A 12,612-nucleotide genomic window follows, 5' to 3' on the forward strand; every position below is an offset into this window, starting at 1 on the left:
AGGAAAACCGTCCATTATGACCATGCTTGAGGCCGGGCGACAGGGCCGACGATGCGGCTACACTCGGGGACCATCTCATCCACAAGGGTATGCCCGCCGATGCGTCGACTCGCTCTCGCCTGCCTGACCGCCCTGACCCTGGCGGCCTGCCAGTCCCACGATGAAGACAAGACCGCCGCGGCACCCGCGCCGGGCCCGGCCAGGGTGTCCACCTCCCCGCCCCCGCCGTTGCCCGCCGTCGCTAACGAACACCACGATTTCAGCCCGGAGATCACGGCCGGCGACTTCGCGTCTCACCTGCGCACGATATCCTCGGACGAGTACGACGGCCGCAAGCCGGGCACGCTGGGCGAGCGCCTGACCACCAACTACATCGTCGAGCAGTTCAAGCGCATGGGCGTGGAGCCCGGCAACAAGGGCGACTGGCTGCAGACCGTGCCCGCGGTCTCCACGGCGTTGAACGACCAGGACACCCTGAAGCTCGATGTCGCCGAGGGCGGCGCCCGGGAGGACTTCGCCTTCGGCAAGGACATGGTCGTAGGCACGCTCCAGGCCAGGGCCGATGTGGAGCTGAAGGATTCGGACGTGGTTTTCGTCGGCTACGGCGTCAACGCGCCGGAGGCCCAGTGGAACGACTTCGACGGCGTCGACGTGAAGGGCAAGACCGTGGTCATCCTGGTCAACGACCCGGGCTGGAACGGCAACGACCCCAGGCTCTTCAAGGGTCGCGAGATGACCTACTACGGCCGCTGGACATACAAGTTCGAAGAGGCCGCACGTCAGGGCGCCGCCGCCGCGTTCATCGTCCACCAGACCGAGCCGGCCGCCTACGGCTGGAACGTGGTGCAGAGTGGCTGGACCATGCCGCGTCTGGATCTGCCCGAGAGCGAGGCGCCGGGCCCCCGACTGCCCGTGGCCGGCTGGCTCACGCATGAAGCGGCGCAACGACTGTTCGCGAAGGCCGGCAAGAATTTCGACGACCTGGCCAAACAGGCCGATGTACGCGGTTTCAAGGCCGTGCCGCTGGACGCGAAGGCGAACATCCACCTCAACAGCACCATCTCGCATTCGCTCAGCAACAACGTGATCGGCATGATCAAGGGCAGCGAGAAGCCCGACGAAGCCGTTGTCTACACCGCGCACTGGGATCACCTTGGCCACGATCCATCGTTGAAGGGGCACCAGATCTACAACGGCGCCGTCGATAACGGCACCGGCATCGCCGCCATGCTCGAGATCGCCGGCAAGTTCGCGCAGGATAAACCGAAGCGCACCGTCGTGTTCGCGGCGGTGACGATGGAGGAATCGGGTCTGCTGGGCTCGCAATTCTACGTCGCCCACCCGCCCTTCCCCCTCGCGAAAACGGTCGCCGACATCAACATGGACGCGCTGCCGATCACGGGAGCGACGAAGGACATGGAAGTGACCGGCCTGGGTCAGGGCACGCTGGAAGACATCTTCGCGGATGTGCTGAAAGCCGATGGCCGTGTCGTCAGTGGTGACGCCACGCCCGAGAAGGGCCACTACTTCCGCTCGGATCACTTCAACTTCGCCAAGGCCGGCGTACCCGCTCTGGCCGCCGGTGGTGGCATCGACATGGTCCAGGGCGGCAAGGCCGCGGGTGAAGCGGCCGCCGAGGATTACACGAAGAATCACTACCACCAGCCCACCGACGTGTACGACATGCGCTGGAACTTCGACGGCGTGATCCAGAACGTCAAGGCGTATTACGCGCTTGGCGAAAAGCTGGCCGACAGCGATGTATGGCCGGAGTGGAAGGAAGGCAGCGAGTTCAAGGCGATACGCGAAAAATCGCTGGCGGCGGGTAGCAAAAAGAAATAACCCGGTCCAGGCGCGCCCCTACCCCGCGCGGCAGGAGCGTCAGTAGTTGACCTGCAGCTGCACCCTCAGCAGCTGCCCGTCGATCCGCCGGTACGGCGCCGCACTCACATCGGTACGGCGCATGTTCGCCCACGCCACCGCCAGTTCCACGGCGCTCGACGGCTGCCACTCCACGCCCAGCTCCGTCTCGTCCACCGACATCTTCGGCGCGTTGTTATCGAACTTGGCCGCGCCGCGATACGTCTGCCATTTCGCGTAGGGAATCAGCGATCCATAGGCATCGCCATCGAACTTGTACATCACCTGCGCATAGCCGCCCCGCAAGGACTTCGTGCGGACGGTGCGGCTGGCCACATCGAGTTCCGGCCCCTTGCCCACCGTCCACTCCGCCTGAAAACCGAACGGCTGCGGGTAATACACGACGTGCGCGGCGACGCGACGATCCGTCGAGCCTGCTTCGGACGCGTCGACCACCGGCGTGAACGTGCGGCCATCGATCGTCGCCGACGCGGTGCTCACCTTGTAGCGACCCGAATACGCATCCGCGCCCACTTCGAGGAACTGCCCGTTGGCGAACTTGAACGGATACGAGAAGTGGATGACCGAGTGCAGCTGGTCGTTGCGATCCGGTCGGTTGGCGCCCTGCCCGTTATAGACGCCGATACCGAAGACACCGTAATCGCCGGAGCCCTTGAGTCCTGACTTGACCAGGTACGCGTAGCGCTCCTTGATCTCCTTCGGCGTCCAGTAGAAGAACACGCCCAGGTCACGCTCGTCGCGCACGCCGGAGTTGAGCGCGTCCGCGCGATCCAGCGCCAGACGATTCTGGCTCGACTGCAGGTCTTCCCAGCCGTACGGAATCTTCGACTGGCCTGCGCGGATGCGGAAGGTCTTGTCCTTGTCCAGCCAGAGGTCCGCGTAGGCATCGCGCAACTGAGCGAAGTTGCCCGTGCTCGAGCCCGACGGCGTGCTGGCGAGATCCGGCTGGATGTAGATCGACATCTTGTCGGTGACATCGCCGCTGATTACCACACGGGCCCGACGGATGCCGAAGCCCTGTTCGCGGCCGATGTAGCGATCGCCGGGCGACTTCAGGTCCTTCGCGTCATCGCCGAGCTCCTGGTTGTAGCGCATCTGCACGTAGCCGCGGATACCGATCTTGTCGTACCAGGCTTTCGACGACGAAGCCGGCTTTGCGGCACTCGCCACGCTTGCCGACGCCGACGCGGCTCCACGTGGAGCGGCGATCCCCGCGTCCGCGACAGCGGGCGCCGTGACGGCGGCAGGCGCCGGGTTGTCGCTGACCTGGGCGAACCTGCCCAGACGCGTGCGACCCGGGCCGGGTTCCGCAAAGATCTGGCGGGTCTCCGAGTCCACATACAACTCGATGGCTGCCTGAGGCACGCCCTCGGCGGCCGCGGTTCCGCACATGGTCCAGAAGGCTGCGGCAAGGGGAAGTCTCTTCATACCAGCGTGCTCCGAAAGTATTGAGAAAAACCTCAAACGTCGTCGATCATGACGTTTAATGGTTATAAACACCTACAAGGGGTCGGACGGGGCGCAAGGTATCGAGCCCTCGTTTCACTTCCGTGACAGCCCGCGATTTCGTGACGCGGCAGTAAGTTTTTGCAATGCAACGCTTTCGTCATGACAGCGTCACAGGGGATAATTTGCGGGTTCGGGCCCCGCCAGGGGATTTGGCACCGTACGAACGGTTCGTACGTTGGCGAGGCTCGTTTTCCCACCCAAGTACCCCCACCCAGGCGGAAACCAACACCATGTCCCATGCCAGCACGCGCCGCATGCCGCGTCGCCTCGCCATTGCCCTGAGTATCGCCACCGTCCTTGCGGCCGGTTCGAGCTTCGCCCAGGACGCCACGCCCACCAGCCAGGCCCCCGGCAAAACCAAGTCGGCCACACTCGAGACGATCAACGTCACCGCCGAAAAGCGCACCGAAGACCTGCAGAAGGTGCCCATCTCGATGACGGTGGTCACGGCCGAAAAACTCGAGTCGTTCGGCCAGGCCGGTGACGGCGTGCTGCAGCTCGCTTCGCGCGCGCCGAGCGTCTATGCCGAGACTTCTTACGGTCGCGAGTTCCCGCGCTTCTATATTCGCGGTCTGGGCAACAGCGACTTCGACCTCAACGCGTCGCAGCCGGTGTCGATGGTTTACGACGACATCGTCCAGGAAAACCCGATTCTCAAGGGTTTCCCGCTGTTCGATCTGGAGCAGGTCGAAGTACTGCGCGGTCCGCAGGGCACCCTGTTCGGCCGTAACTCGCCGGCTGGCGTGATCAAGTTCGAGTCGCGCAAGCCGACGCAGGAAACCGAAGGCTACGCCCGCGTGTCTTATGGCTCCTACGGCACGGCCAATGCCGAAGCCGCTCTCGGCGGCAAGCTCAGCTCCAGCTGGTCGGGCCGCGTCTCCGCACTCGCGCAGCACCGGGATGGCTGGATCGACAACGACTACAAGGGCAAGAAGGACGACCTCGGCGGTTACAACGATCGCGCGGTCCGCCTGCAGGCGCTTTACAAGGCGACCGAAGATTTCGACGCCCTGATCAACGTCCACGCCCGCTGGCTCGACGGCAGCGCGATGGTCAACCGCGCCAACGCGATCACCCCCGGCGGCGATCAGTTCGTGCCCGGCTTCGATCGCGACTCCGTCTCGCAGGACGGCAACAACAAGCAGCACCTGTTCACCTGGGGCAGCAACCTGCACCTGAACTGGCACTTCGGCGACCTCAACTTCGCGTCGATCACGGGCCTCGAGCGCGCGACCACGTACAGCCTCGGCGACGTCGACGGCGGCTACGACGCCTCCGAAACCCCGGCCCGGAGCAGCTTCACGAACCGCACCACGCCGTTCTTCTCGGAAACGGCCGACGCCCTGCCGAAGGATCGCCAGATCACTCAGGAATTCCGCCTGTCGAACGACGCGTCGGATCGCCTGAAATGGCAGGTCGGCACGTACTACTTCGACGAAGACATCGCGATCAGCAACTTCTCGTACGACACGCTCAACAACCACGTGCTCAACGGCTGGGTGGATCAGAGCCAGCGCACGAAGGCCTGGGCGGTGTTCGGCTCGGCGGACTTCAACTTCACCGATACGTTCGACGTACGCGCCGGTGCGCGCTGGTCGCACGACAAGCGTGAGTTCAAGGCGGAGCGCTTCCTCGGCTTCACGGGCCCGGTGGGTCCGCTGACCTCCGATCCGACCGATGCGCGCTGGAGCGGCGACCTGACCGGGACGTGGCAGCTGTCGAAGAACGCCAACGTTTATGCTCGCGTGGCCAACGGTTTCCGTGCGCCCAGCGTGCAGGGCCGGATCAACTTCGCCAACAGCATCTCGACGGCCAAGCCGGAGACGATCACCTCGTACGAAGTGGGCTTCAAGTCGACCACGGACGACCAGAAGCTGCGCTTCAACGCGGACGTCTACAAGTACAACATGCACAACCAGCAGCTGACGGCCGTCGGCGGCGCGACCAACGTCACGCAGCTGATCAATGCGAAAAAAACCGAAGGCTACGGTGCCGAGTTCGATCTCGAGGCTTACCTGACCCCGCAGTTCTACATGACCGCCGGCGGCAGCTATAACCACACCGAACTGAAGGACCGCGATCTCGCCATCGCACCCTGCGGTGGCGGCTGCACCGTGCTCGACCCGCTCAACCTGTCGGGCAATGCGCTGATCAACGGCAACACGCTGCCCAATGCCCCGAAGTGGATCGGCACCTGGACCGCGCGCTATGGCATCCCGTACGGCGAGAGCGGCGAGTTCTTCGTCTACACCGACTGGAACTACCGCAGCGAAGTGAACTTCTTCCTGTACGACTCGGCGGAGTTCAAGAGCAAGCCGTTCCTGGAAGGCGGTATCCGTGTCGGTTACAACTGGGACTTCGGCAAGCGCGAGGTCGCATTCTATGGCCGCAACATCACCAACAAGAAGGTGATCACCGGCGGCATCGACTTCAATAACCGTACGGCGTTCGTCAACGACCCGCGGATTATCGGTGTGGAGTTCCGCGCGGAGCTGTAAGGCTTCGGGCGGCATCGTTCGGCTGACGGCCGGCTCCCTTGGAGCCGGCCGTTTTCGTATGGGAACCGCGAGCAGGGCTCCCGCTAAACCTTTTGGGAAAACCCCGCATCAGAAGGGGTGCCTGCCGACGCACCGCACCAGCACAGCGCGGCACGGCCATTCGGCCTAGGCCATAAGTCATATGGAAATTAACGAAATTTCCGTTGACGACTGAAAATCTGGTGTTATAGTTCACTACAACACCGGTCACCCACAGCACCACAGGAGCATACGTCATGAAATCCCCGAACTACATCGCCCTCGCCGCTTCCGTCGCCATCGCCGTCGCCAGCCTGGCCGTTTTCAGCAGCACGTCGACGACCGCCGCGCCGCTGGCTGTGATCAACGGCACCAAGGTCACGAACATGGCCCCCGTCGTCGTTTACGCCGACACCGGCGCCACCGTCGCCGCCCTCTAACCTCAACACCTGCACGGCAAAGCCCGCAGCACGTCATCGGAGTCGTCCCATGAAAGCGCCGAATCTCATCGCACTGACCGCCTCTGTACTCATCGCCGGAACCAGCGTGTTCGCCCTGCGCTCCTTCGATGACCGTGCTGCCGCCATGATTGCCGCACCCCATTTCGTCAACGGCGTTCGCGTCGTCGACCTGCCCGCCCTGGAAGTCCGCCCCACCGCTGCCGATGTGCGCGAAGCGGCTCTGGGTAGCGATGCCAGCCTCGATTCGGCCGCCGCCGCGCTCAAGCGCAGCGCGGAGGATCGCGCCGCCGCCCTTATCGGCGCGCAGCTGGCCATGCCCTACTATTCGTTTGGAAATGCACTGCGCCGCACGGCGAAGGATTGAACTACATGTCCATCACCTGGAACGACAGCGTCCCGATCTACCGCCAGCTGCGCGAACGCGTGGTGGCGATGATTCTGGACGGCGCCTTGAGTGAGGGCGACCCGCTGCCGTCGGTACGCCAGGTCGCGGGGGATTTTCAGATCAACCCGCTGACCGTTTCGAAGGCGTATCAGGAGCTGGTCGACGAACAACTGGTTGAGAAACGGAGGGGTCTTGGCATGTTCGTGATTGACGGAGCGCGCGACGCGCTGCTTAAAAGTGAAAGGGAGCGCTTCCTGCGCGAAGAGTGGCCGGCGCTGTTCGCCCGCCTCCAGCGCATGGGCCTCGACCTGAAAACCCTGATGCGTGAAGCCCATGGCTCCACAGAGGATCCGTCATGACCGCGGTCGTTACCGCCACCGGCCTGACCAAGCGCTTCAAGTCGTCCCTGGCGCTGGATGGCGCCTCCTTCCAGATCGGTTCGGGCCGCATCGTCGGCCTGATCGGCCCGAACGGCGCCGGCAAGACCACGGCTCTCAAGGCGATCCTTGGCCTGACCACCTTCGACGGCGAGCTCAACGTGCTCGGCCTCGACCCCCGCAAGGATCGCGGCAAGCTGATGGAACAGGTCTGCTTCATCGCTGACGTCGCGGTGCTGCCGCGCTGGCTCAAGGTGGGTGACGCGGTGGACTTCGTCGCCAATACGCACCCCCGGTTCGACCGCAAGAAGTGCGACGCCTTCCTGGCCCGCACCAAACTGCAGCCGGGGCAGAAGGTGAAGCAGCTGTCCAAGGGCATGATCGTCCAGCTGCACCTCGCACTGGTGATGTCGATCGACGCGAAGCTGCTGGTCCTGGACGAGCCGACACTGGGCCTGGACATCCTCTATCGCAAGCAGTTCTACCAGAGCCTTCTGGAAGACTACTTCGACGAAGAGAAAACCATCCTGGTGACGACCCACCAGGTCGAGGAAATCGAACACATCCTCACCGACCTGATGTTCATCCGCGACGGCAAGATCGTGCTCGATACGGACATGGACAGCCTGGGCGAGCGCTTCGCTGAAGTTCTGGTCGGCGCCGAACACGCTCCCGCCGCACGCGCCCTGCAACCCCTGGATGAACGCCAGGTGTTCGGCAAGAGCATCTTCCTCTTCGACAACGTCAACCGGCTGAAGCTGGAAGAGCTGGGCGAGGTACGACGTCCGTCGATCGGCGACCTCTTCGTCGCCACCATGAAGGGCACTTACGCATGAAAACCTTCTACTGGATGGTCAAGCGCGAATTCTGGGAGCACAAGGGCGGGTTTTTCTGGGCCCCGGTGATCACCGGCATCGTTTTCCTCGTGCTCAACACCATGGGCATCGCCGTGGGCGAAGTGTTCGGCCGCAGCAGCAAGTGGGGCGGCTTCAAGTTCGACCAGATGCACTTCCAGGGCGGCATGGACGCCGAGCAGCTACGCAATGCGGGTGCGGCCGTCGACATCATGTTGTACGCCGTGGCTGGCATCGTGCTCGCGGTCACCGCCATCGTGATTTTCTTCTACTGCCTTGGCGCGCTGTACGACGACCGACGCGACCGCAGCATCCTGTTCTGGAAGTCGCTGCCGCTGTCCGATACGTCCACCGTGCTGTCGAAGGTGGCGAGTGCCGCGCTGGTCGCCCCGGTCATTTCCATCGTGGTCGGCGTGGTCGTGGGTCTTTGCCTGGCGATGGTGCTGGCGGTGGTCGGGTCCCTGCATGGCCTGGGCATCTGGCGCCTGCTGATGGAGGCTCACCCGATTCAGGTCGTGCTGAAGCTGGTGCTGCTGATCCCGCTGTATGCGATCTGGGCGCTGCCCACCATCGGCTGGCTGCTGCTCTGCTCCGCCTGGGCTCGTGGCAAGCCGTTCCTCTGGGCGATCGCCCTGCCCCTCGGTGCCGGCGTGATCGTCAGCTGGTTCGGCCTGATGGGCCTGGCGGGTCTGGAAAGTGGCTGGTTCTGGAAGAATATCGTGGGCCGCCTGCTGGGCAGCCTGGCTCCCGGTGGATGGGTCGGCAATGCGTCCCCCATGATCGTCCCCGGTCACGACAATCCGGCCGACCTGCTCGAAAGCCTGGATCTGGCCTACCACTACAGCGCGCTGGCCAGCCCCTCGCTCTGGATCGGAGCCGCGGCGGGTGTGGCGATGATCGCCGGTGCCATCTGGTTCCGCCGATGGCGCGACGACAGCTGATCCATGCACCAGGCAGCGGCCCCTTCGGGGGCCGTTTGCTTTCACGCGCCGCTGCTGACCGCCGCCGATGTGCGAGGCGCTTTCCGATTCGTGCGCCAGCGCACGGGAATACGCTGGATGGCGGGTTGCGAGCCATCGGCACGGACGCTACAACAACGTAACGAAGCGCCCGGCGTGGGGACCGCCGCATCGTATCGACCCAGCCAAGGGATTCGGATATGACGGCAGTGGAAACTGAAAGCGAGGCGCTGGCCCGGCGGCGCTCCGAGGCCGGCGTGGCCAGCGGCGAGCCCGTCATCGGCCTCGCGTTGTCGGGCGGCGGCATTCGCAGCGCGACGTTCTGCCTGGGCCTGCTGCGCGCGCTGGCGCGGAACAAGGTGCTGCACCGGTTCGACTATCTGTCCACTGTCTCGGGCGGCGGCTACATCGGATCGGCACTGGGCCGATTGTTTCATGCCGGCGCCCATGGCGACGCCGCCTCAGTGGAAGCCGGCGTCGCCAATGACCGGTCGTTGTTCCTGTGGTGGCTACGCAACAACGGTCGCTTTCTCGCACCAGCCGGTGCTCGCGACCTGCTGCAGGCGTTTTCAAGCCAGCTTCGCGGCTTTCTCGCCACTCAGGCGGAGGTCCTGGTGCTGATGATGCTGGTCGCCTGCGCGGTCACCCTTCCTCACCTCGCCTATTCGTGGTTCGTCCCCCTCACACAAAACATACCCCTGGCCGTCAGCCTCTGGTGGTGGCTTTTACCCGTTCCGCTGGCTGGTGTGCTTACGGCTTGCTACGGGTACTGGTTCCTCGGGAAGGAAACGGGTAGCGGTATAGCGACCGCTCTGATCGCCGCCGGCGTCGGCATGTACCTCGGACACTGGGCCTACACGGCTCAGGGCGGAGCCACTCCGGCCTCGTTCGACCAGATTCTGCTGGGCACCGCGGCCTTCCTCCTGCTACCCGCGCCACTCGCATGGCTCTGCGCACGGGTCAGTGGCCTGCGAAGAAAGGAAGAAGCCAACCGCGTGCGTTACACGACGGCGCTGGCGATGTGCCTGAGGGCGCTTGCCGCGGTCTTCGCCCTCGGCGCATTCGACATGCTCAGCTGGTACCTGAAGGTCTGGCTCGTCGCGGCACTGAGCGGGAACGCGACGGGTCACGTCGCCGCCGGCGTCGGAATCACCACGCTGCTGATGAGCCTCGCGCGCTACCTCATGCCCATGCTGCAAGACGGCGGTAAAGGCGGCATGGTGAAGATCTCGTGGGGTGTCGTGGCGAACGTGCTGGGTATCGCCCTGACGCTCGCCCTCACGCTGTTCTGGATGACGATTTTCCAGACGCTGATCTTTCCTGCGAAGGATGATCCACTCAGCATCCTCCTGCGCAATGCGTATGCGCGGTGGGCATGGGTGGCGATCGTCAGCGCCATCTACATCCTGCTCAACGGACGGGCCCTGCAACAGCTCAATCGATCGTCGCTGCACTACTTCTACCGTTCGCGCATCGCACGGGCGTATGTTTCCGTCGGCAATGTCGCGAGCGACGGGGCGCCCAGCCCGCGATTCCCGGCCAGCCCGCTCGTGGACAACACGCGCGAACTCACCGAAGAAGTGACCAAGGTCACCCGGCTGCTGGATGGCGACGACCCTGGAATGACAAGCTACACGCCGCATCGCTTCGGCGGCCCCATTCATCTGGTCAACTGTTGCATCAATCAGACGGTGGACGACCGCACGGGTACCTATAACGCGGATCGCAAAGGCGTCAGCCTGACCGTGAGCGCGCTCGGTGTGGAAACGGGAACCCACGGGCCCGTGGCCGGATCGGAGGCGCTTCTCGAGCACACCACACTGGCCGAATGGATCGCGATTTCGGGCGCGGCCGTGGGCTCGGGGATGGGATCATTGACCCGGCCTGGCACGGCGGCGATGTCCTTTCTGAGCGGCCTCCGCCTCGGCTACTGGCAGGCCAACCTCACGGTCGGTTACGTACGCGGGCGAGTATGGTTCGCCAAATACCGCGCGATGCTGGCCGAGATGTTCGCGCGCTTTCCCGGCCTGCGCAGCCGTGACTGGTATCTGTCCGACGGTGGCCAGTTCGACAACACCGGCGTCTACGCGCTGCTCAAACGACGCCTCTCGCTCATCGTGCTGGCCGACTGTGGCGCCGATCCCGATTTCCGCTTTGCGGATGTCGAGAATCTGGTGCGCAAGGCGCGCATCGACTACGACGCAACGATCGCGTTCGTGGATCCCGACCAGCTGGCGCCGGCGGCCGGCCCGCTCGCGGCGTTGTTCGGCTCGCCGAACACCCTCGAAGCCGCACCGGGCGACGCCCACCTGATGCTGGCCCGCATCACCTATGTCGATGGCACGCGTGGAACGCTGCTGGTGGTCAAACCACGCCTCCCCACCGACCTGCCGCTGGACGTCGCCGGCTACGCCGGCAGCGACAGCAGCTTCCCCCAGCAAAGTACGACCAACCTGTTCTACAGCGAAGCCCAGTGGGAGAGTTATTGCGAACTCGGTGCGCTGCTTGGCGCGCCGGTCGATGCCGCCATGCTGCGCCACGCCGGCGACTGGGCATGGAGCACACCGGTCCTCGGCGCGAACTGCGCCACGCTCTCTCCGGCGGCGACGCCAATGACCCGTGGACAGCGACTGGCCACCACCGTCGGTACCGGCATCGGCGTGGGCGCCCTGCTGACCGCCCTGCTCGCCGGATGGCAGGCGTGGGACGCCCATTCGCAGCAACGCCTGTCCCTGCAAGCGGAAAGCGCGAATCTGGCTCGCCAGCTCAACAGCGATACCCGTCTGCTCATCGATTACCTGTCCACGCCCACAGTCAAGAGCGGCGAATTCGACAGCGAGATGGACGCGCAGGTAAACATGCTCACCGCGGTGATCGGTGGCCTGACCTTATCGGACGAACAGAAGCGCGTTTTCCAGGATGTCAGCGACCTGCTGCAGCCTATATGCCTCCGCACATCGGATGCCGGACTCTCGACCCAGTGCAGCCGCCAGGCGTTCGCCCTGAGCGCCGACGGGATGGCGTCGAAAGGCGACTGGGACCGGGCCATGGACGACTATCAGGCCTGGCGTGACGCAGAGCGAGACGCGGTGTTGCAGGCCCGACGCGATGCCGACGTGCTCGCCCGCACGCCGCCGGCGACGCAAGCCTCGACGCCCGGGGCAGCCTCCGCACAACCGACGAGTGCCGTCACCGGCACGGTTGCGAGCGCGCCGCCACCGCCCGCGCCTGCGCCGTCTCCCGCTCCGCCGTCGGCCGCCCCGTCGGCGGTCGGACCCCGCGACACGGCGATCAAGGCATGCGGCAGCGCACGCCAGCCTTTCATGCTCTATACGCAGATCTACGAGGAAAGCCAGCGCGTGATCGTGCTGCGCGAACTCGCGGCGGTGCGCCAGCTCGGCATCGTGGCGGCGGGCGTCGAGAACGTCACCGAGACGGCCAGGCGTGACGGTCGCCACAGCCCGTTCGAATGGAAGACGCCAACCCTCCTCTATGCACCCGATGGCAAGGACTGCGCCACTGCACTGGTGAACTGGGCGAACGCGACCATGCCTTCGCTCGCGCACAATCCCGCGCGGGCCGTGCCGCTACCGATCGGCACGGGTAGTGCGAATGTTCTCGAACTTTGGGTGCCGCGGCCGTTGGCCGCGCGGTGATCCGTGCGAAGCTG

At 64.7% G+C, this 12,612-nt stretch carries 9 protein-coding genes; 8 read left to right on the plus strand and 1 reads right to left on the minus strand.

What is annotated here, in order from left to right:
- Positions 1-99: 99 nt before the first annotated feature.
- Entirely contained in the window at positions 100-1,842 is a 1,743-nt protein-coding gene (locus tag FA87_RS11260; RefSeq protein WP_081996578.1) for a M28 family metallopeptidase, read from the plus strand.
- Between the two features lie 39 nt (positions 1,843-1,881).
- Here FA87_RS11260 and FA87_RS11265 read toward each other — a convergent pair whose 3' ends face one another.
- The gene (locus tag FA87_RS11265) at positions 1,882-3,273 is read right to left on the minus strand and encodes a porin (protein ID WP_197062471.1); all 1,392 of its coding nucleotides are present in this window, start codon (positions 3,271-3,273) and stop codon (positions 1,882-1,884) included.
- A gap of 347 nt (positions 3,274-3,620) precedes the next feature.
- On the opposite strand from FA87_RS11265, the gene FA87_RS11270 reads away from it, so the two are divergent.
- The 7 genes from FA87_RS11270 to FA87_RS11300 all read left to right on the plus strand — a co-directional run bounded on the left by FA87_RS11270 (position 3,621) and on the right by FA87_RS11300 (position 12,598).
- Positions 3,621-5,888: a TonB-dependent receptor gene (locus tag FA87_RS11270; RefSeq protein ID WP_239709072.1), complete on the plus strand. Its 2,268-nt coding sequence runs from the start codon at positions 3,621-3,623 to the stop codon at positions 5,886-5,888.
- Between the two features lie 275 nt (positions 5,889-6,163).
- The gene (locus tag FA87_RS11275) at positions 6,164-6,346 is read left to right on the plus strand and encodes a hypothetical protein (RefSeq protein ID WP_036112346.1); all 183 of its coding nucleotides are present in this window, start codon (positions 6,164-6,166) and stop codon (positions 6,344-6,346) included.
- A gap of 49 nt (positions 6,347-6,395) precedes the next feature.
- Positions 6,396-6,731: a hypothetical protein gene (locus tag FA87_RS11280; RefSeq protein WP_036112344.1), complete on the plus strand. Its 336-nt coding sequence runs from the start codon at positions 6,396-6,398 to the stop codon at positions 6,729-6,731.
- Between the two features lie 5 nt (positions 6,732-6,736).
- Positions 6,737-7,111 carry a GntR family transcriptional regulator gene (locus FA87_RS11285; protein WP_036112341.1) on the plus strand — a complete coding sequence of 125 codons (375 nt, stop codon included), beginning with the start codon at positions 6,737-6,739 and terminating at the stop codon, positions 7,109-7,111.
- A complete protein-coding gene (locus FA87_RS11290; protein WP_036112339.1) occupies positions 7,108-7,965 on the plus strand; it encodes an ABC transporter ATP-binding protein in 858 nt (285 codons plus the stop codon). Before FA87_RS11285 ends, FA87_RS11290 begins: the two co-directional genes overlap by 4 nt.
- The gene (locus FA87_RS11295; RefSeq protein ID WP_036112336.1) at positions 7,962-8,924 is read left to right on the plus strand and encodes a hypothetical protein; all 963 of its coding nucleotides are present in this window, start codon (positions 7,962-7,964) and stop codon (positions 8,922-8,924) included. Before FA87_RS11290 ends, FA87_RS11295 begins: the two co-directional genes overlap by 4 nt.
- Positions 8,925-9,142: 218 nt before the next feature.
- Entirely contained in the window at positions 9,143-12,598 is a 3,456-nt protein-coding gene (locus FA87_RS11300) for a patatin-like phospholipase family protein (RefSeq protein WP_043694624.1), read from the plus strand.
- Positions 12,599-12,612: the final 14 nt, after the last annotated feature.

It is taken from the genome of Luteibacter sp. 9133, assembly GCF_000800155.1.
GTDB classification, from domain to species: Bacteria; Pseudomonadota; Gammaproteobacteria; order Xanthomonadales; family Rhodanobacteraceae; genus Luteibacter; species Luteibacter mycovicinus.

Coding starts and splice junctions, on each gene's coding strand:
- FA87_RS11260 (WP_081996578.1), top strand. CDS start 100: ATGCGTCGACTCGCTCTCGCCTGCCTGACCGCCCTGACCCTGGCGGCC.
- FA87_RS11275 (WP_036112346.1), top strand. CDS start 6,164: ATGAAATCCCCGAACTACATCGCCCTCGCCGCTTCCGTCGCCATCGCC.
- FA87_RS11270 (WP_239709072.1), top strand. CDS start 3,621: ATGTCCCATGCCAGCACGCGCCGCATGCCGCGTCGCCTCGCCATTGCC.
- FA87_RS11295 (WP_036112336.1), top strand. CDS start 7,962: ATGAAAACCTTCTACTGGATGGTCAAGCGCGAATTCTGGGAGCACAAG.
- FA87_RS11280 (WP_036112344.1), top strand. CDS start 6,396: ATGAAAGCGCCGAATCTCATCGCACTGACCGCCTCTGTACTCATCGCC.
- FA87_RS11285 (WP_036112341.1), top strand. CDS start 6,737: ATGTCCATCACCTGGAACGACAGCGTCCCGATCTACCGCCAGCTGCGC.
- FA87_RS11265 (WP_197062471.1), bottom strand. CDS start 3,273: ATGTGCGGAACCGCGGCCGCCGAGGGCGTGCCTCAGGCAGCCATCGAG.
- FA87_RS11300 (WP_043694624.1), top strand. CDS start 9,143: ATGACGGCAGTGGAAACTGAAAGCGAGGCGCTGGCCCGGCGGCGCTCC.
- FA87_RS11290 (WP_036112339.1), top strand. CDS start 7,108: ATGACCGCGGTCGTTACCGCCACCGGCCTGACCAAGCGCTTCAAGTCG.